This is a genomic window from Bacillus sp. ISL-39, assembly GCF_018613295.1.
GTDB lineage: Bacteria > Bacillota > Bacilli > Bacillales > Cytobacillaceae > Mesobacillus.
Genome location: NZ_JAGGQM010000007.1, coordinates 172137 through 192746, shown reverse-complemented (window position 1 = coordinate 192746; position 20610 = coordinate 172137). Strand labels below are relative to the sequence as shown.

The 20610-nt window shown below is 41.5% G+C and carries 20 protein-coding genes; 15 read left to right on the top strand and 5 right to left on the bottom strand.

Translation table 11 applies throughout. The annotated features are described in order from the left end of the window. The first annotated feature begins 519 nt into the window (after nt 1-519). From J7E37_RS08870 to J7E37_RS08840, 7 genes are all read left to right on the top strand, one after another. Complete coding sequence (locus tag J7E37_RS08870; RefSeq protein ID WP_215023607.1) at nt 520-1041, top strand: redoxin domain-containing protein; 522 nt, start codon at nt 520-522, stop codon at nt 1039-1041. A 166-nt stretch (nt 1042-1207) separates the two neighbouring features. After that, on the top strand, nt 1208-1339 hold the full coding sequence (locus tag J7E37_RS08865) for an FbpB family small basic protein (RefSeq protein ID WP_144480839.1): 132 nt from the start codon (nt 1208-1210) through the stop codon (nt 1337-1339). A 67-nt stretch (nt 1340-1406) separates the two neighbouring features. Beyond that, on the top strand, nt 1407-1550 hold the full coding sequence (locus J7E37_RS08860; RefSeq protein WP_023627804.1) for an acid-soluble spore protein N: 144 nt from the start codon (nt 1407-1409) through the stop codon (nt 1548-1550). Between the two features lie 134 nt (nt 1551-1684). Then, nucleotides 1685-1906, top strand: coding sequence for a small acid-soluble spore protein Tlp (gene tlp, locus J7E37_RS08855; protein WP_214779066.1), 222 nt, complete (start codon nt 1685-1687; stop codon nt 1904-1906). A 111-nt stretch (nt 1907-2017) separates the two neighbouring features. Beyond that, nucleotides 2018-4339 carry an AAA family ATPase gene (locus tag J7E37_RS08850; RefSeq protein WP_215023606.1) on the top strand — a complete coding sequence of 774 codons (2322 nt, stop codon included), beginning with the start codon at nt 2018-2020 and terminating at the stop codon, nt 4337-4339. 29 nt (nt 4340-4368) lie between these two features. Next, the gene (locus J7E37_RS08845) at nt 4369-4812 is read left to right on the top strand and encodes an acyl-CoA thioesterase (protein WP_214779062.1); all 444 of its coding nucleotides are present in this window, start codon (nt 4369-4371) and stop codon (nt 4810-4812) included. Further along, nucleotides 4813-5115 carry a hypothetical protein gene (locus tag J7E37_RS08840; protein WP_215023605.1) on the top strand — a complete coding sequence of 101 codons (303 nt, stop codon included), beginning with the start codon at nt 4813-4815 and terminating at the stop codon, nt 5113-5115. A gap of 19 nt (nt 5116-5134) precedes the next feature. Here the strand turns inward: J7E37_RS08840 and J7E37_RS08835 are convergent, their stop codons facing one another. The 4 genes from J7E37_RS08835 to J7E37_RS08820 form a co-directional block, all read right to left on the bottom strand. Then, nucleotides 5135-5428, bottom strand: a complete 294-nt coding sequence (locus J7E37_RS08835) for a HesB/YadR/YfhF family protein (protein ID WP_215023604.1) — start codon at nt 5426-5428, stop codon at nt 5135-5137. Nucleotides 5429-5507: 79 nt separating this feature from the next. Then, nucleotides 5508-6674 carry a CapA family protein gene (locus J7E37_RS08830; RefSeq protein ID WP_215023601.1) on the bottom strand — a complete coding sequence of 389 codons (1167 nt, stop codon included), beginning with the start codon at nt 6672-6674 and terminating at the stop codon, nt 5508-5510. A 600-nt stretch (nt 6675-7274) separates the two neighbouring features. Beyond that, nucleotides 7275-7463, bottom strand: coding sequence for a hypothetical protein (locus tag J7E37_RS08825; RefSeq protein ID WP_215023599.1), 189 nt, complete (start codon nt 7461-7463; stop codon nt 7275-7277). A gap of 107 nt (nt 7464-7570) precedes the next feature. Next, nucleotides 7571-8359, bottom strand: a complete 789-nt coding sequence (locus J7E37_RS08820) for an ATP-binding protein (RefSeq protein ID WP_215023597.1) — start codon at nt 8357-8359, stop codon at nt 7571-7573. 362 nt (nt 8360-8721) lie between these two features. Here J7E37_RS08820 and J7E37_RS08815 point away from each other — a divergent pair, with 362 nt between their 5' ends. Next, a complete protein-coding gene (locus tag J7E37_RS08815) occupies nt 8722-9561 on the top strand; it encodes an STAS domain-containing protein (RefSeq protein ID WP_215023595.1) in 840 nt (279 codons plus the stop codon). Nucleotides 9562-9617: 56 nt separating this feature from the next. Here J7E37_RS08815 and plsY read toward each other — a convergent pair whose 3' ends face one another. Beyond that, entirely contained in the window at nt 9618-10202 is a 585-nt protein-coding gene (plsY, locus tag J7E37_RS08810) for a glycerol-3-phosphate 1-O-acyltransferase PlsY (protein WP_214779048.1), read from the bottom strand. Nucleotides 10203-10387: 185 nt separating this feature from the next. On the opposite strand from plsY, the gene J7E37_RS08805 reads away from it, so the two are divergent. The 7 genes from J7E37_RS08805 to helD all read left to right on the top strand — a co-directional run bounded on the left by J7E37_RS08805 (nt 10388) and on the right by helD (nt 20589). Further along, on the top strand, nt 10388-11824 hold the full coding sequence (locus J7E37_RS08805; protein WP_215023594.1) for a phospholipase D family protein: 1437 nt from the start codon (nt 10388-10390) through the stop codon (nt 11822-11824). A 372-nt stretch (nt 11825-12196) separates the two neighbouring features. After that, the gene (locus J7E37_RS08800) at nt 12197-13489 is read left to right on the top strand and encodes a purine/pyrimidine permease (RefSeq protein WP_215023592.1); all 1293 of its coding nucleotides are present in this window, start codon (nt 12197-12199) and stop codon (nt 13487-13489) included. Between the two features lie 240 nt (nt 13490-13729). Beyond that, on the top strand, nt 13730-14143 hold the full coding sequence (locus tag J7E37_RS08795) for a CoA-binding protein (protein ID WP_214779042.1): 414 nt from the start codon (nt 13730-13732) through the stop codon (nt 14141-14143). Between the two features lie 101 nt (nt 14144-14244). Further along, nucleotides 14245-15357, top strand: a complete 1113-nt coding sequence (locus J7E37_RS08790) for a sugar diacid recognition domain-containing protein (protein WP_214779040.1) — start codon at nt 14245-14247, stop codon at nt 15355-15357. Between the two features lie 121 nt (nt 15358-15478). Further along, nucleotides 15479-16747 carry a GntP family permease gene (locus J7E37_RS08785; RefSeq protein ID WP_214779038.1) on the top strand — a complete coding sequence of 423 codons (1269 nt, stop codon included), beginning with the start codon at nt 15479-15481 and terminating at the stop codon, nt 16745-16747. Between the two features lie 87 nt (nt 16748-16834). Continuing rightward, nucleotides 16835-17968 carry a glycerate kinase gene (locus J7E37_RS08780; protein ID WP_214779036.1) on the top strand — a complete coding sequence of 378 codons (1134 nt, stop codon included), beginning with the start codon at nt 16835-16837 and terminating at the stop codon, nt 17966-17968. Nucleotides 17969-18261: 293 nt separating this feature from the next. Further along, on the top strand, nt 18262-20589 hold the full coding sequence (helD, locus tag J7E37_RS08775) for an RNA polymerase recycling motor HelD (protein WP_353049999.1): 2328 nt from the start codon (nt 18262-18264) through the stop codon (nt 20587-20589). The last annotated feature ends 21 nt before the right edge of the window (nt 20590-20610 follow it).

Here is a 20610-nt window from a genome sequence, read left to right as displayed (position 1 = left end):
GGTTGATTTTGTCCGAAGATGCCCCAGGTTCGGACAAAACAGCGAGTGCAGGTTGATTTTGTCCGAAGATGCCCCAGGTTCGGACAAAACCAAGCGAGTGCAGGTTTATTTTGTCTGAAGAGGACCCAGGTTCGGACAAAACACAAAGAGTGAAGGTTGATTTTGTCCGAAGATGACCCAAGTTCAGACAAAACTCCGTGAGTGGCAGGTGATTTTGTCTGAAGAGGACCCAGGATCGGACAAAACACAAAGAATGAAGGTTGATTTTGTCCGAAGATGCCTCAGGTTCAGACAAAACAGAGCGAGTGCAGGTTGATTTTGTCCGACGGTGACCTGTTCATGCGGTGCACGTCTATGCTTGTACATACTACTGCTCAGTCCTGAAGATACTAAGAAATTCCCAGTAACAGCTTCTTCATTAAAATTCACATAATCCTCAAATTTTCTCACTTTTCCACTTTCATTATCTTTGTATACTTGGGATATCCTACTTGTAAATTAACCGAAGGGGGTTTTCCTATGGTCAAAAAAGCGATTGCGGCTGGTATTCTGGCTGGCCTGGTCTTGTTTGCCATTTTCCAGCAGTTTTATACAATCGAGGAACCAGAAGCAATTGAAGCATCAAAAGCAGCAACAGGAATCGGTGCCGGAATGGTATCTCCCAATTTCAAATTGAAAAACCTTGCCGGTGAAGAGGTAAGCTTGAAAGATTACAGAGGTAAAAAGGTGATGCTGAACTTTTGGGCTACTTGGTGTCCGCCTTGTAAAGAAGAAATGCCGGCGATGGAGCGATTTTACAAAGAAAAGTCGAAGGATGTTGAAATTCTGGCCGTCAATCTGGATCCCCAGAACAATGTAATATCATTTGTGAAGGATAATGATTTAACCTTCCCTATACTGCTTGATCATGATGGATCCACACAGCAAACATACTCGATCATTTCCATTCCTACAACATTTATAATCGATGAGCAGGGATTGATTTTAAAAAAACACATCGGTTCGATGACATACGATCAAATGCAGGAACTCATGAAGTAACACCAGTAAAGTCTACTGGTGTTTTTTTATGGTAAAAATTGCATGGGCAATACACGAAATTAGTGGGTATGAATAAAATACGATTAAATTTTCAAAAAGTTGTAATAATTGAAACCGTTTCCGGACATAATAACTGTTACAATGATGACAAAGGATGGTGAACACGATGAGAAAACCTAGAAAGCGTTCTTTTCAAGAGCTTGTTATGGAAAATAAACGCCAACTTCTGAATGACCGTGATGCACTCGAGAAAATCGAGGCTAAATTGGAGCAAAAACACTTGGGCAAGGCTGAGTAAATATCATACATTACCATTTATGAATACCTCTTCTTTAGGAGAAACTTATTCTAGAGGAGGGATATACATGAGCAATCCTAAAAGGGACAGCAAGCATTATGTTCCAAGCCACCTTGGCACTCAGCCGCGTGGGTTCAGTGGCAATAAAGGGAAGAAGATGAATGATAAGTCGGGTGAACATGCCCAGGTAATACAAACTAAAGGTGAATAACCGAGTGAATATGCCTGCCAATGATTTGGCGGGCCTTTATTTTTGCCAATAAAAGATATCCACTGTTTTCCGCTAATAATTGATATGACTAGTTGCATACTATTGGTGTACTTTTTAGAAGGAGGTACATTACCATGGCAAACAATACACCAAAGCCAGATGATCGAAGCGATAATGTAGAAAAGCTGCAGTCTATGATCCATCATACGATTGAGAATATGGAAGATGCGGAAGCTGCAATGGTCAACTCCAGTCCTGAAGACCAGCAAAGAATCAAGACAAAGAATGAGCGCCGCAGAGAGAGTATTGATGCCTTCAGGGCTGAAATCAAGGATGAAGCGCATAACCAGCAGTAAATCCAAAGGACCCGTCAACAGGCGGGTCTTTTTCCGTTTGGTTGAAAATGTGATAATATACGGAATGTAAACTAAAACAACGAAAACTCTTTAGATAAAGAAGTGATTTAGATGGATCGACAAAAAAAGCAAATTCCTATGGATGAACAGATCAAGCTATGGGAAGAGGAGATAAATAGAAAAGGTTTTATTCAGGATGAAGCCAGTTTGATCACCGCGATCAGGAAACTGTCAAAAATGGAAAACCATAAGCAACTGTCTCAAACCCTGACTTTGGCTGCGCAATCGAGAGCCCAGCGAAACGGGTATGATTCTCTCGCCCTTGAGTGGTTAAGGACGGCGATTGAACACGATACAGCAAACAAGAAAGCAAAATCCCTGCTGTCAGGGAATCAATGGAAAAATAAGGGTAATCTATTTGACCAGCTAGTGTACCCTCGGATCAGGGAAACTGATAATCGGGCGTTAAAAAAGAAAACTGCAGAGCAGTACATAAATATTTCGCAGCAATTCCTGTCACATGCTGAAGAAGAGCTGGATGACCTTCAAGCCCAGCAGCTTGAAACAGGATCTGAAGCTGAAGCTAAATTCAACAGGCTGACCAATTTGCTGGAAAAGGCTGTAGAAGAGACTGCAGCTCTCCTGAAAGCAACTGAGTTATATGAAGAGTCGGTTACCGGCGTTTTTCACACAGCTGTCCACTATGAAGAAATGCAGAAAAGACTTCAAACCCTTGAAGGAATCAAGCTGAACTGGGAAGAAGAATTTGCGGAGGAATCGGAAAGCCAAACACTATCTGAAATTGATCCTTTGGCTGAACTTCACAAAATGATAGGACTTGAATCGGTCAAGGAGAGAGTGAATGATTTTTACCGGTTCTTGAAATATCAGCAAAAACGGAAAGAACTTGGACTGCAAACGAAGGATGATCAAAGCTTGAATATGGTCCTGACCGGAAATCCAGGAACAGGGAAAACTTCATTGGCAAGATTGCTCGCCAAAATTTATCACCAGCTTGGAGTACTGCCGCGAGAAGAAATAATCGAGGCGGACCGTTCCCAGCTTGTAGGGGCTTATGTTGGACAAACAGAAGAAAATGTCAGGAAGATCGTCGAGCAAGCCCTGGGTGGGGTACTTTTTATTGATGAGGCTTACAGTCTTAAGCGGGAAGGCCAGACTGGAAATGATTATGGCCAAACTGCTATTGATACTCTCGTTTCCTTAATGACCGGGAAAGAGTATGGCGGTAAATTCGCCGTGATTCTTGCTGGTTATCCAGAGGAGATGAGACAATTTCTTGATGCGAATCCAGGTTTAAGATCACGTTTCCCTCAATCAAATTTAATTCATCTTCCTGATTATTCGAATAGTGAGCTATTACAAATCGCTGAGCAAGCTGCACAGGATAACGATTATGCCATGACAGAAGCGGCAAAGCTTGAGCTTACGGATCGGATCGAAAAGGAAAGAGTCGATGATACCTTTGGAAATGCCAGGACGGTTCGCAACCTTGTGTTGGAAGCTATTTTTAAAAAGGGATCAAGGCAAAGTGAAGAACATGACTTTTCGACCTATACCTTATTGGAAAAAGAGGATTTTGAATCTACAGCAAATATTTCAACTGAAAAACCACTCGACAGACTGAATGCACTCGTAGGATTGGACACTGTAAGAGCAGAGGTTACCTCCCTGATCTCCTTCGTAAAGATGCAGCAGCTGCGAAAGGAAAAAGGACTGCCTGCTGTGCCGATTCAGCTTCACTCTGTATTCACCGGAAATCCGGGAACAGGAAAAACGACTGTAGCCAAGATTTACGCAGAACTTTTGAAGGAGTGCGGCATGTTGAAGAGGGGGCACCTTATCGTCAGCAGCCGGGCGGATTTTGTCGCAGGTTATGTTGGACAGACAGCCATCAAGACAAAGAAAAAAATCCGTGAGGCACTTGGAGGAGTATTATTTATTGATGAGGCATACTCTTTGCTTGGCCAAAGCTCGGGTGATTTTGGCAAGGAAGTTATTGATACTCTTGTCGACGAAATGACGAGACATAATGAAAATCTCGTCGTGATTCTTGCTGGTTATCCTGCTGAAATGGATATGCTTCTGGAAAGCAATCCTGGCCTAAGATCACGGTTCAAGAAGTTTTTCCACTTTCCTGACTATAGTGTAGATGATTTGCTGCTCATCATCAGAAACTACGCTGGCAAGTATCAATATAGAATGGGTACAGAAGCAGAAGCAATTTTGTCTGAGCAACTTTCAGAAACAGAAATAAAAGGGAATGGGCGATTCGCCACAAACTTAGTGGATGAAGCGATTCAATCCCAGGCATATCGATTGATTGACCACGATAATTTTGAGGATTTGGATGAGGATGTTTTATACCTGGAAAAACAGGATTTTGAAGCGGCTTTAAAAAAACTTATAGGATAAAAATTCTTGAAAAATAAAGGGGAATACCAATGATAATTTCTACAAGGGAGATTGAGGTTCGTTATGCGGAAACAGACCAGATGGGGGTCGTGTATCACGCTAATTATCTGGTGTGGATGGAGCTGGGAAGAACACAATTGATCAAAGAGCTCGGCTTTAATTATGCAGAGATGGAGAAGGGTGGAGTCATTTCACCTGTACTTGATATACAGGCTTCCTATAAAAAACCATTGAGATATGGAGATACTGCTACAATTAAGACCTGGGTGGAGGAGTATGATGGGATCCGCTCTGTCTATAAATATGAAATCTTCAATGGTGAAGGGGAGCTGGCATTGACAGGCAGTTCAAAACATGTCTGTGTTAAAAAAGATAGCTTCCGGCCGATCTCGCTAAAAAGGAGCTATCCTGACTGGCATGAAGCGTATTTACAGGCGGTGAAAAAGCCTGAGGATGTAAAGGAGCAGGTCTGATTGGCTTTCGGGATAAAGCGCCACGAGCTGAAGGAATGGAAGGATAAGGTTGAAAGAGGAGAGCTCGCCTTCCTGACCCATTACTGGATTGATGACCGCTTCCCGGACTGTTCAACGGTTACGAAGGTAGGATGCAGCGATCTTGACAGATTAGCTGAGTGGGGGAGAAAGTATGGTTTGCGGCCAGAGTGGATTGACAAGAGAAAGCCTGCCTACCCTCATTTTGATTTATTAGGTGGTAAGCAAGCTGAAATCCTTGAACAGGAGGGAATTAAAAACCCTCTACTAAATGACAGAAAATAAGGCAGACTTCGCGTCTGCCTTATTTCTTTTCGAATTTGAAGTCAGGTTCATGGCCAACCGGGTGTAGTTCCACGATCATATCATGGCCGTCAAAATACCAAATATCTTTTTCTTCAATATAATAGGTGATCCCATTTTTTTCTGTCTTTACGCCAATGTGATCCGGTTCTTCCTTGGAGACACCTAATGAAAAACCTTTCTGGATTGAACTGAAACCGCCGTACCGGACAAAAAATCGCAAATAGCTTCCGGCTGAAAGGTCCATTTCATTTTCATACCATGCTGCTGCATCATCATTAATTGTAATTTTCATATTGTTCTCCTTCCATACCAGATAGAATGATTATAACATAAGCAATGCCCGGTCTTCACTGGACCGGGCTCTCTCACAATTATTCTTTTATTAATTGAGTCATATGATGCATGATCTCATGGTATTTATTTTCAGCTCCAGCAAGGCCGTATTGACTGGCTTCTTGCAATGGAACAACTCGGTAATTACTTTGCCTGCTGCTCGAAACGAAGGTTGGAAGGAAATCAGGGTTTTTCAATATTACTTTATTGCCATCCGGTGTGATGGTTTTTATTATTTCAACAGTAGCAAGACCGCCGATATCTTTATAGTCCCACATTTGTCCTGACAGGAAATTTCCCAGAGAGTAGACGACCAATGCCTTTCTTCCGTCAGTTGCCATCAGCCACTCCATAGGCTGCAGAACATGAGGATGATGGCCAAAGATGATGTCAACACCTTCATTGATTAGAAACTGGGCAAGCTCCTTTTGATCACTGGTAGGGAAACGCTGGTATTCATTTCCCCAATGGATACTCATAACGACAATGTCTGATTCTGTTCGGGCGCGGTGTATCTCCGCTTTCATTGCTTCACGGTCAATGAGGTTCACGAGGTGATCCTTTCCAAAAGGGACTGGGATGCCATTTGTTCCATAGGTGTAAGACAAATAAGAAACATATATCCCATTTTTATTTAAAATCCGCAATTCATGCTTGTCTGCATCGTCCTTGTACGAACCAACATAAGGAAGACCGGCCGCTTCCATATTCTTTATGGATGCAAGGACACCCTTTTCTGATTTATCAAGGGAATGATTATTTGCATTTGATACAATATCCACTCCTGCATCGATCAATGCCTCTCCAACTTCAACCGGGCTATTGAAACTTGGGTAGCTTGATAAACCGATTTCTTCTCCGCCAAGAAGTGTTTCCTGATTCGCAAGCAAAAGATCAGGTTCTATTAAGTGTTTTTTGACATTACTGAGCATTGGTTTGAAGTCATACCCTGGATTCACAAAGGCATCTTCATAAACTGTATCGTGGATCAGGATATCACCGATAGCTCCAAGCTTCACTGTTTCTACAAAACTCTTGCCGCTAACATCAAAGCTTCTTTCAAGATGAGATTTTTGAGATTGCATTTTAATACTCGGTGCTTTTGCCTCGGCTTCATGGTACATCTGGAATGTTAATACAGATGCCAAAACACCTAAGCCAGCAAACAAGGCCAATCCATAAGTTTTATTCTCCTTTTTTCTCATGTTAATCTCCCCAGATTAGAATGAGGCATTTTTATTTTGTCGCCTCTAAGGATAATATATTATAAGAATGGTGGTAAATGTATAAATTTCAATATGATGTTCATTATTTTGTCATAATTCGATAATCACTTTTTACAAAAAGGATATGAAAGAAAATGACTAAGGAAGGGGAGAGGAATTGTTCAAATTAACAGAAAGTGCATATAAAATATTGCATCATTCAGTACTCAAAGAGAGCAAGGATGGAGAAAAGCTATATGTCCGACTGACGATGGGAATCGGCTGAGGAGGACCTCAGCTTCGGGTTGCTCTGGAAGAGCAGCCATTAAAGAATGATCAGATTTTTACATTTGAAGAGGTTCCTATTTTGATTCATGAAGGTGATTCAGTTTATTTCATTGATACAAAACTGGATTATGTAAAAGATGTTTTTGGCACGGGAAAGTTCAAATTGCTAAAAGTGTAAGCAATATATGCAAAAAAAATGCGGTTCTATCCGGAATCGCATTTTTCTAATATCTAATTTTGTGAGGGTGTAATTTTTGGTCTTTTTTCAAATTGAGAAAACCCAAAATTCAGTGAATAGCTTCACGAATCAGATTACCATTCTATTATCTCCAGGAAATCGAGTAGTTCATCCATATTCTTTATCTTGATCGCAGAAGGATGATTTTTTTCATTGTCAGGATTTTCAGTAAGAAATTCTACAATAAAATCATCAGGCGTCGTTACATCAGCGGTTGTGGTTGTAAACACAAAACTTTCAGCCTGCTTAATAACTTCTTCCATTACAATCCGCCTTCTTTCCCTTATTCTTACCTACATTCTATCAGTCAAAAGAAGAGATGAACGATTTTCAATATGACAATTTTTCGAATTATCGGAAGTCCGGCAAATTAAACAGCAGGAAGCGAAAGTTTGAATATCGTTTTAAAGGGTTGAGTGGTTACACTCAATTCGCCCCCGTGATTGTCGATTATTTGTTTGCTGATTGCCAATCCCATCCCTGTGCCTCCTGTTTTTGTAGTGTAAAATGGAGAGAAAATCCTCTTTAGGGAGTATTCATCAATTCCGCCGCCGTTATCGATCACACTTACGGCAACTAAATCCCTATCTTTACTAACAATTAATTTTATAGAAGCCCTTGTATTATGATTTCCTTCAACAGCCTCGATTGCATTTTTCAACAAATTGACCAAGACCTGTTTAATCGCATTTTTATCTGCCAATACATACAACTCTTGACCGGGAAATTCACCACTGATTTCGATATCTTTCAAAATCGCCTCGCTTGAGAATAGTTTGATCATACTTGCTGCCAACTCGTTTATAGACAGCTTCCTTTTCTCAGAAGAGCCAGGTTTTAAAACAGAAAGATAATCAGTTAGTAAGCTGTTGGCTCGGTTAATTTCATCAAGAGCTACGTCTGCGAAATCCTGCTTGCCAACAGCCTGAAGTTCCGGCTTCAGCAGCTGGATAAAACCCTTTAGTGTTGTCAGCGGGTTTCTAATTTCATGGGCTAACCCGGCTGCCAAATGGCTTGCTGAAATCGCTTGAAAATCACTTGTGGCAGTTTGAATGGCCTTTTGCAGGATCATTAATGTCTGCTCTTTTTCAATGATTTCCTGTTCAAGTTTTAAATTTTTGCTTTCGAGATCTGCTTTTTTTGCATCTAAATCATTCATTGTCAACTCCTCCTTAGATATATCGACTTTATGAGGCAAGAAATATTTTTTGCTTGTTGGGTCAGCTTGGGATACCGACTGTTGTCTTTCTATTTTTGCGCTGAATTGAAAGGGTTTAGAGCATGCTATTGCTATGTTTTCGTTCACTTCTTTTTCCGGTGTGTTTGGGACTTGATTAGTTTGAAGCATTATAGTTTCGGGTAATTTCATCAGGAATTCACATCCTTTAAATTGGGCAGTTTAAATTCGATTTCTTTCGAATGTATATGACATAATCATCTATATTATACCAGCAAAAACGTTCTACTTTTTTATAAAGAACAAAAAATATTTTATATAGAACTAGCAAAAGGAGCTGTGAAATGGATAAAGCCATTCAGTTTTTTAGAGAATTTCTTAATGACAGAGAAGAAAAAATTCTGAACAATATATTGGATTCAATTGATGGAAATCAGCCAGAAGCATTTATCAAGTTAACCAACCAACCCCAAATTAAGTTATATAAAGAGCAAATCAGAGAATTAATCCATTTGCTAGAAAGTCATTTAATCGGGGAATCAGACGACGAAAAGGTCAAGGATTGGGGTAAAAGGATGAGTGAAGATAAAGTGCGTTTGGGTCTCTCTCTCAGTGAATCCATTCAGCATTTTAATAGTATCCGCGGTGTATTGTGGGAGGAACTCTCGGTAATGACCGAAAAAAGTAAAAATCTTAGTACAGAAGAAAGTTTGTGGTTGGGTAATCTTATAAATGAGTTCATTGACGGGCAGATAATCATTTTCACGAACTCCTACACTGGACAGGCCAATAAACGGCTGCGGGCGCAGCAGGAGGTTATTGATGAGCTGAGCACACCTGTTATATCGATTGTGGACGGAGTAGCCGTCCTGCCGATCATCGGTGATATAGATACACACAGAGCAAGGATCCTTATGGAACACACGCTTAGAGAAACGAAGGATAATGAAGTAGATTGTCTGATAATAGATCTGTCAGGCGTATTCATAGTGGATACAATGGTTGCCCAGGAATTATTTAAAATAATAGACAGTCTTAAATTGACCGGAGTAGACGTGAACCTGACCGGGATGAGGCCGGAACTGGCTCATTCAGTGGTTACTCTAGGCATCAATTTTGATAATGTAAAAATGTATAACAATCTTGGACAGGCATTGAAAGACTTTGGAATCGTCCGAAAATAAAAAGCCGGCAAACCTATTTAAACGGTTTGCCGGCTTGTTTTTTATTTTCTAAAGCTTTAAAGCCACTTGATTTTCGGCTCTGTTTTGTTGCGGATTCTTTCAAGGTTAGCGCGATGCCTGTAAATGACGAAGCTGGCCAGGACAGCGACAACCAGTATCAATGGAAGGTCCTGTGTAAACAGCGAGTAAATGAACGCGGCTATACCGGTCAGGATCGATGATAGGGAAACATACTTTGTTATGTACAAGCTGATGAAAAAGATAATGAGCATGAATAAGAATAATACCGGTATGTATGCCAGTAAAACACCACCTGAAGTAGCGACCGCTTTACCTCCTCTGAATCCGGCGAAAACAGGGTACATGTGGCCAATTACAGCAAAAACCCCCACTAAAAGCATATGGAGATCAGCATTCAGCAGCAAAGGCAGACTTGCCGCCAGGGTCCCTTTCAAGACGTCAGCAATACTTACTGCTAAACCAGCTTTCACTCCCAGCGTCCTGAAGGTATTTGTACCGCCTAAGTTCCCGCTCCCATGTTCACGGATGTCTTTGCCATAGAACACTTTTCCGATAATGAGGCCAGAAGGTATTGATCCCAGCAAGTAAGCTAGAATAATGATGATTGCGTTTAATGCCATGAAATATTCTCCTTTTAAGATTTTAAGGTTCTTTTATTTTACCATGTTCTCTTAAAAACTCCATGCAAATCTTGAACAAAAACTGACTTGTTCCTTAATGGCTGAAGTTTCCTGCTGGCTAAGTTTATAAATTGCTGAATAAGTGAATAAGTAAGTATATCAACGATATTAAGGAGCCCTTCTAAATGAGGATCGGGAAAAATCCAGCTAATAGGAAACCATTATTGATCCTAATCATCCTTGCAATAATACTTGGGATAACCGCTGTCTACCAAACGAACAAAGAGCTCCCCGAAGGCCTATCATATGAAGGGGAAGTCCACCACGTCAAGGATGTCCGCTTTTTATCTGATTTAACCTACAAGGGGATGGACGGTGAAAAAAAATACGAGCATGAAATATTCGATACCATCATTAAAAGGATTGAAGAAGCGGAAGAGTTCATCGTCCTGGATATGTTTTTATTCAATGGCTATTACAAGGAGGATATGGGTTATCCGGAGATAAGCGAATCTATCAGTGATAAACTTATTGCCCAGAAAAAAAAGAATAAAGACCTTAAGGTTGTGTTTATAACTGATGAAATTAATTTGACCTATGGATCCCATAAATCCGGTGTGTTAAAAAAACTTCGGGAAAATGATATAAAAGTTGTTTTCACCAATCTGGATCCATTAAGGGATTCCAATCCAATATATACTGCTTTTTGGCGGGTGTTTCTCCAGTGGTTTGGCCAATCGGGTGAAGGCTGGATTCCAAACCCGATGGCAAAGAATGCACCTGACGTAACGCTCCGCTCCTATCTTGAACTGCTGAACCTAAAGGCTAATCACAGGAAAGTGTTTGTCACTGAAAAGACAGCGATCGTTGCATCCGCGAACCCGCATGATGCAAGCGGCTTCCACTCCAACATAGCCTTTGAAACGAGCGGAAATATAATAGGAGACATCCTGGAGTCCGAGCAGGCTGTAATCAATTTCTCAGGAGGCGGCGACCTCCCTGATTACAAACCTGTAAAAGATAAAGGGGATATTAAGGTCCAGATTTTAACGGAAGGGAAAATCCTCAAGCATCTCCTGAACGAGTTGAAAAATACGGGAAAAGGCGATCATATTTGGATAGGTATGTTCTACCTTGCCGAGAGGAAAGTCATCGACGAGATGGACAAGGCCGCCGATCGGGGAGCGAAAATCAATATTATACTTGATCCTAATACCAATGCATTTGGCAACCAGAAATCAGGTTTGCCCAACATTCCGGTATCAGAAGAAATAATGGAATTTGGCAGCGAAAATATCAAGATTAAATGGTACAATGCTGGCCAGGAGCAATATCATACTAAAATGATTTATTTTAACCGAGGAAATAACAGTGTGATACTCGGAGGGTCCGCCAACTTTACACGACGAAATCTCGATGATTTAAATCTTGAAACCAACATTAAGGTTACAGCGGACTCTGACAGTCAAGTCATCAAAGATGTTGACCAGTATTTCAATAGAATCTGGAATAACGAACGGGCAAAGTATACACTGGATTATGAAGAAAATAAGGATAAGATGACGCCATTTAAATATATAATCTATTGGATTCAAAGAATATTATGGTTTACTAGCTATTAACATAAAGGGCACCCCATGTGGATGCCCTTTTTTATGTTGGCTCTTTTCTCAAACTTTGTTGCTATTGACTACAAAATAAGATTGAATGACCTATGTTTCTTCAAAAAATTAAAGCTAATGATGAGAAAAGAACTTGCACACTTAATTCGTACTACAAAATGGCTTTTGATCACGTAAAAATCGGCTTTAGGATTTTAACAGCAATCTTTACGAAAACCAAAAAATTCATTCTCATTTACAGTAACCTTAAGTACGATATGATTAAAGGCGAAGGAAAATGGACTTCGATTATAGAATAAGGATAAATACCTGAGTGGAATATCAGTATATCTGAACTATGATCTATTACGCCAAGAAGATGGAGATTTTAGGATGAAAACAATATTATCAGCCATACAGTGGATGGCGTTTATCATTGCTGGTTCAATCGTTGCACCAATTGCGATCGCTGATTTATTCCAATTGAATGATTTAGAGACGACCGGACTGGTTCAAAGGACGATGTTTGTATTAGGCATTTCGAGTCTGCTGCAGGCCTTGTCCGGACATCGTATGCCAATTAATGAGGGTCCTGCGGGACTATGGTGGGGTGTTTTTACCATATATGCAGGATTGAGTACGACACTGTTTTCATCCAGAATTGAAACCTTGCAGGCTTTAGAAGGAGCCATGATCATCAGCGGTATTGTATTCTTCCTATTAAGTTTATTCAAACTTATCGATAGACTGGCAGTGTTATTCACACCTGTAGTCAGCGGGATATACTTACTATTACTTGTCATTCAGCTCAGCGGATCCTTCCTGAATGGAATGGCAGGACTAGGTGGCGGAAATACTGAAGTCAGCCTTCCGATTGCGTTCTTCAGCTTAACTCTGGTTGGGATTACCTTCTATCTGACAAGGCATCATATGAAGTGGGTCAGCCAGTATGCCATTTTAATCAGCCTGGCCGCTGGCTGGGCGCTTTTCGAAATTTTTGATCTGGGAAAAGCAAACGAACGATACGATGGAGCAGCGATCGCACTTCCGGAAGTTTTCGCATTCGGGAAGCCTGTTTTCGATTCCGGTTTAATTGTGACTTCTATTTTTATAACGTTCCTGTTGATTACCAATATGTTAGCTAGCATAAGGGTTACCGGACAAGTTTTAAAAGATATGGGGTCAGACATTAAGGATTTCCGGTACCGGGCCAGCGGTTATACAGCAGGAATCAATCAGCTGCTGGGTGGAGTGTTCTCGGCGATTGGGTCTGTTCCAATCTCTGGAGCAGCAGGATTTATTTCTACTACCGGTATCACAAGAACCCTGCCTTTTATCATAAGTTCATTGTTGATCGTCCTTGCCAGTATGCTGCCTCATGTGATGTCTTTATTCGCGGCGCTTCCAGCTCCCGTCGGTTACTCCGTTACTTTTGTTATATTTGTAAATATGACCGGGATCGCATTCTCGGAATTTGATCGTGAAAACGATAAACAAAGGATAAGGGTCGTTATTGGAACCTCCCTTCTGGCCGGTGTAGGGGCAATGTTCATTCCGGGCGAGGCTTTCCGCAATATTCCGCCTGTCCTTGTTTCAATTCTTAATAATGGTTTAATCCTAGGCACGTTGATTGCTGTTGCCGTGGATCAATTCACACTTCACAAGAAAAGGCTGTTTTCGCATTGAATGCAGCTTTTCGTATAAAACTTCCCTGCCGCATTCTAAATGGCTTCGAGGCTCTTTCTTGCTGCTCCATATCATTAGAAATCCGTAGCCGATTTTAACTTTTATTAGAGAAAGCAACAAAGTTTACGAAAAGAACCTAAGAAAAAGAGAATGGGATTCTTAGGCAAGTTGATTTGAGACTGCAGAATAGTACGATAAAATAAATGTTAGGGTCAAATTAATCCTTAGGAGTGATATAATATGGCAATTAAAAATCCAAGCCGCGAAGAAATAGGCCAAATCCTTAAGAAGGCAAAAAGGATTGCAGTTGTCGGATTGAGCGATAATCCGCAGCGGACTTCCTATATGGTGTCACAGGCAATGCAGGCAGCAGGCTTTGAAATCATCCCTGTCAATCCTACTGTTGACGAGGTTCTTGGCGTGAAAGCTGTTAAAACACTTAAAGAAATCGACGGGCATGTAGATATTGTCAATGTGTTCCGCCGTTCGGAATACTTGATGGAGGTTGCGAAAGAATTTGCCGAAATCGATGCTGAGATATTCTGGGCACAGCTTGGTCTAGAGAACGAAGAGGCCTATAACTTCCTAAAAGAAAAAGGGTATACCGTGATCATGGACAGGTGCATCAAGGTAGAACACGCTTTAACGAAATAACATGCGCGTGAGGACTTATGTTCTCACGCTTTACTTTTGTTTCGGCAAATTATCAGCCATAATAAAAGACAGTATAGCTTTCGCAAGGCGGGGATTTTGACATGGAGTTTTTAAACAAAGAGCTGGCTCAAGAAATTGTAGACAGGACAATGGGGATCATCGGGAAAAATATCAATATAATGGATAACCGGGGCGTGATTATTGGATCAGGCGACCCAAACCGCATAGATGACGTCCATGAGGGCGCAGTCATCGTAATCAAACAAGGAACTGGTTTTGAAATAACCGAAGAGGAGGCTAAAAGGCTCCATGGAGTGCGCCCTGGAATAAACCTACCCATCTTTTTTGATAGCAAAATCATGGGTGTTATTGGTATAACTGGCTCCCCGGATGAAATAAGAAGTTACGGAGAACTTGTTCGCATCGCTGCTGAGCTAAGTCTTCAGCAAGCGGTTTTGATGAATGAGATCCAATGGGATGAAAGGCTGAAGGAGGAGCTTGTCAGCCAAATCATCCATTCTGAAGGCAAACATGACTCGCTCTTTCTTGAAAGAGCTATGCGTCTGGGTATTGATATTGAATTAGCGAGGACAGCTATCGTCATCATGACTCCTGACAGAAAGAAAACATTTGGCTATTTAAAAAACCGACTGCAAAAAGATGATTTATTATTGATGCAGCACGATAGGATCGTTGTTTTAAAAGTGGTTCCTCGCAACGACATAGATCTATTCATAAGAACCATAACAGAAACATGGCTTAATGGTTTAAGAAAGAATGATAATATACAGGTGAAAATCGGGGTTGGTCAATACCGTGAAGGATTGTCAGGGGTAAAAGCGTCCTACTGGCAGGCAGTCCTCACACTGAATTCAGGGTTGAAATTGAGCTCCCAGCATGACATTTACTTTTATGAGGATTATTACCTCCCTGTATTTCTTTTAAGTGCTGCTAAAAAAGGGCTGACGGAAGATTTGCAGCCGTTTTATGAAAATTTGAAAGAAAAGGATGTAAAGGGTGAGCTGACTGAATCTTTAAGAGCACTTATCGAAACAAACGGCGACATGAATAAGGCTTCACAGAAACTATTTGTTCACAGGAACACGCTTCGATACCGTCTTGATAAAATCACAGAAATAACAGGTAAGGACCCACGCAAAACGACTGACCTGCTTCACCTGTATTTGTCGTTTCTTAATAATGAGCTGGAATGAATTGTGCAATTGCACAAAAGATCTGTTCTATTACAGGTCTTTTTTTGATGGTTTGACTAATGTAATAAGAATAGACAGCGCTTACAATTGGGTTACGAAAAAGTTTAGAGGAGGAATCACCGTGGATATTCAAGTAAGCGCTTTCGGCGCTATTGTAGCACTAGTAGTAGCTATTTTCCTTATTTTAAAGAAAGTTTCACCAGCATATGGAATGATCGCCGGTGCTCTGATCGGTGGCCTTGTAGGCGGAGTTGATGTCACGAACACAGTTGCCCTGATGATGGAAGGGGCGAAGGGGATTATACCTGCAGTATTAAGAATTCTGGCTGCCGGTGTGCTTGCAGGCGTCCTGATCGAATCAGGTGCTGCTGCCGTAATCGCTGAAACAATTGTTAAGAAGGTCGGGGAGACACGAGCGTTGCTTGCCCTGGCCATCGCGACAATGATTTTGACTACTGTTGGGGTATTCGTTGATGTTGCAGTTATCACTGTTGCGCCAATCGCATTGGCAATCGCCAATAAAGCAGGTATTTCCAAAACAGCTATCCTGCTTGCGATGATTGGCGGCGGTAAGGCTGGGAATATTATGTCACCGAATCCGAATGCAATAGCTGCAGCGGATGCGTTCCAAATCCCATTGACATCTGTGATGGCTGCTGGAATCATTCCAGCTGTTTTCGGATTGACCGTTACGTATATTTTAGCAAAGAAGCTAGTTAATAAAGGTGCTATGGTTACAGCTCAAGAAAGTGAAACAACCGTTAAAGGGATACTTCCGGCAGTTGTCCCAGCGATTGTCGCACCATTAGTAACAATCATTCTGCTTGCACTAAGACCTTTGTTTGATATTAACATCGATCCTATGATCGCCCTGCCAGCAGGGGGGATCGCCGGAGCACTTGCAATGGGCCGAATCAGGCATATCAATGACTATGCGGTTGCAGGTCTCGGTAAAATGTCTGGTGTAGCTATTATGCTCCTTGGTACAGGTACACTTGCGGGAATCATCGCTAATTCAGGGTTAAAGGACGTTTTGATTAACAGCCTGGATGCACTTGGTCTTCCAGCATTCGTCCTAGCTCCAGTATCCGGTATTTTCATGTCCGCTGCTACTGCTTCGACAACTGCGGGAACAGCAGTTGCTTCCCAGGTATTCGGAACAACCATTTTGGAAATGGGTGTCACTGCTTTAGCCGGTGCTGCCATGGTTCACGCTGGCGCCACCGTACTTGACCACCTGCCACACGGAAGCTTTTTCCACGCAACAGGCGGAAGTGTCAACATGGAGATTAAAGAGCGTCTAAAATTGATTCCTTACGAAACAGCAGTCGGTTTAACTCTTGCGATCGTATCGACGCTAATCTTTGGTATCTTCAAGTTTTTCGGATAAATAAAAAGCGGTCTGGATTTTTTCTAAGTCCGGACCTTTCATTTCAATGGATTGATACTCGGGTATACTATGAGAGGAGAAACGAGCATGAAAATTGTAATTGCACCAGATTCTTTTAAAGAGAGCCTTACAGCGCTTGAAGCAGCTACAGCGATCGAAAATGGAATGAAAAACATCCTTCCTGAAGCAAATTTCGTAAAAGTACCGATGGCAGACGGAGGCGAAGGAACTGTTCAATCCCTTGTTGATGCCACTGGCGGGAAAATAATCACGAAAACAGTAACAGGGCCGCTCGGTACTCCGGTTGATGCCTTTTTTGGTATATCCGGCGACGAAAAGACCGCGGTCATAGAGATGGCCGCGGCCTCAGGACTCCATCTTGTACCTCCCGGAGAACGAAACCCGCTGGTTACTACCACTCGGGGAACAGGCGAATTGATTGCTGCGGCTCTGGATCATGGTGTTGAACATATCATCATTGGAATCGGCGGGAGTGCCACTAATGATGGAGGTGCCGGCATGGCAAGAGCCCTAGGGATCATGCTTCTGGATTCCGGTGGAAATGAAATTGGCGAGGGTGGAGGAGCTTTAGATTCTCTTGCCTCAGTTAACATGGATGGAATAGATAAACGGCTGGAAACAGTAATGATTGATGTTGCCTGCGATGTAGATAATCCGTTAACAGGCTTAAGAGGCGCCTCGCATATATTCGGACCGCAAAAAGGAGCAATCCCTGAAATGGTTGAAGTATTGGACAACAACCTCCGCCATTTCGCTGAAATTATCCTTACAGACCTTGGCAAGGATATCGAACATGTTTCCGGCGCCGGAGCAGCAGGGGGACTTGGTGGCGGGTTGATGGCATTCCTGTCAGCCGAGTTAAAAAGAGGAGTGGACATTGTACTTGAAGCTGCCAATCTAGAAACCCACTTACTAGATGCCGATTTTGTCATTACTGGTGAGGGCAAGATTGATGGACAGACAATTTTCGGGAAAACTCCTATTGGCGTTGCCAAGACAGCGAAACGACATAATGTACCTGTCATTGCCATCGCAGGGAATGTAGCCTCGGACAGTCAGGTTGTCCACGAGCATGGGATCGACGCTGTGTTCAGCATAGTACCAGGTGTCATTACTTTGGATGACGCATTTAAAAACGCTCACACATATGTCGAAAGAATTGCAGCAAATATTGCATCCGTAATCAAACTAAGCAAATAAACGATTAATAAAAAAACATGAAAAAACCGCGTGCAGCAAAATCAGCATCGCGGTTTTTATGTTTAAAAAGGTTGGTAATAGAATAAATATAATTAAAACTAATGTAAAAAATAAAAAAGCACCCTTAAGGTGGTTTTAGGTATTAGATATTTGTAATAAAGATATGTACATAGTAAAATGAAAGTTGGCAGTATTTAGGTAAAGTGTTACATGCATGAAGATTCTAACATAACAATAACACAAAATGAAGAGGCAGTCAAGTATAAGAGCTTTGAGTTTGGGAGTGATTTTTTGTGGAAGAAAAGCAGCTTAAAGATTTAGAAATGGAACAGGAACGTGTCGATTCAATCATTGAGGAAATTGATAAAAAAGCAGAAAAATGGAATGAAAGTTCAAGTGATGTAGGCTCAGATGCTCTTCAAATCAGAAAAACCTTCTGGGAGGATGTTACGGTTAACTTTGATGAAGCTGATGACGTAGCGGAAACCTTCACGAGCATCAAGCAGCAGGCCGCTCTTTTATCAGAACGTGAGCGAACACAATCACAAATGATCAAGCAGCTGCAAACATTATCCCGCCTAAGGTTTTCTCCTTACTTCGGCAGAGTGGATTTTAAAGAAGATGGGGAAAACGAAACTGATAGAATTTACTTAGGGATTGCAACTCTTATGGATGAAAAGGAAGAAAATTTCCTGATTTATGACTGGAGAGCGCCAATTTCGGGTCTTTATTACGACTACTCCCCCGGTCCGGCACAATATAAAACAGAAACAGATATAATTGAAGGATCAATGGAGATAAAACGCCAGTTCGTTATTAAAGGCGGCAAAATTAAAGCAATGTTTGAAACCGGGGTAACAATTGGTGATGAAATGCTTCAGGAAGTCCTGGGCAACAATGCCGATTCCCAGATGAAAACCATTGTGGCTACCATCCAGAAGGAACAAAACCAAATCATCCGCAATGACTCCAGCAGCCTTGTGGTCGTACAGGGTGTGGCCGGAAGCGGCAAAACTTCTGCAGCCATGCAGCGTGTCGCTTATTTACTATACAAGTACAGGAATATCATTACATCAGAAAATATCATGTTATTCTCACCAAATCCACTTTTCAATAGCTATGTTGCAACGGTTTTGCCCGAGCTTGGCGAGGAAAATATGCAGCAGGCCACCTTCCAGGAATATCTTTCAACTCGTTTTAGCTCAGACTATCAACTGGAAGATTCTTTTGAGCAGATGGAGTTTCTGCTTGAAGCAGAAAAAAATGAAAGTTATTTAGACAGGATTGAAAGCATCCGTTTTAAGGCGAGTTTGGAATTTAAAGAATTATTGGATCAGTACGCCGCGAAACTTGCCAGGGAGACTCTTGTTTTTAAGAGTTTAGGGTTAAATAAACGGTCGATCATATCAAAGAAGGACATAGCGGCTTACTATGACTCACTCGACAGCAATATTTCAATTCCAAATAGAGTTCAGCTTGTGAAGGAATGGCTGTTAAAGGAACTAAAGAAAAAAGCAAAAGCAGAATTGTCCCAGGAATGGGTTGAAAAAGAGATTCAATTCCTTGAAAAGGAAGATTATCTGGAGGCCTTCAAACAAAGTCAGCAAAAACAGGGAGGAGCTGATGATACCTTCCATGATTATGATCGTGAGCAGCAGTGGCTATCGGAAATGGTAGTTAAAAGACGTTTTAAGCCATTGTTCAATGCGGTTAGAAGATTAAAATTCATTAATATCAGAGCCGTTTACATGAATTTCTTCAAGGATGATCAGCTAAAAACTGACTCAATGCCTAAAAATTGGACTGTGTCTTGTGAACAAGCCATAAGTAACTTGGAAAACAGATATATAGCATATGAGGACGCGACTCCTTTTCTGTACCTTCAAGACTTGATTGAAGGAAGGAAATCGAATACTTCGATACGCCACGTATTCATTGATGAAGCCCAGGATTATACCCCTTTCCAATTTGCCTATATTAAAATGCTGTTTCCATACAGCAAGATGACTTTGCTAGGGGATATTAACCAGGCAATTTACTCGGGACCAACAGGCGCCCCCACTATTCTTGCGGAATCAGCCCTTGAATTTGGGGAAAAGGAACTTTACAGGCTTACGAAGACATACCGGTCAACGAAACAAATTGTAGAGTTTACCTGCCAATTGATCGAGGGAGGAGATTTGATTGAGCCTTTCAATCGAACAGGACCAAAGCCGGTTATCGTTCAAAGCCGTGAAGACAGCGATCATATTTTGATGACAAATGAAATTATTTCCGATTTGCAGAAAACAGGACATAAAAATATCGCGGTTATTTGCAAAACTGCCAGAGAAAGCAAAGCAGCTTTCGAGGAAGTCAAAAAAGCGTATAATGCGAGATTGATCGAAAAAGGGACATTGACGTTTGAAAATGGTGTCAATGTTGTACCGACATACCTGGCTAAAGGGATTGAATTCGACGCGGTGATCATTTACGATTCATCGTCCTACACAAGAGCTGAAGAAAGGAAATTGTTATATACCGCCTGCACAAGGGCAATGCATGAGCTGTATGTCCTTTCTAAAGGAAGGCTTAGTCCGCTTCTTGAACAGGTTGATGAACAACTATATAATCTCGTCTGACAGCAACAAGCCGCCAAAAAT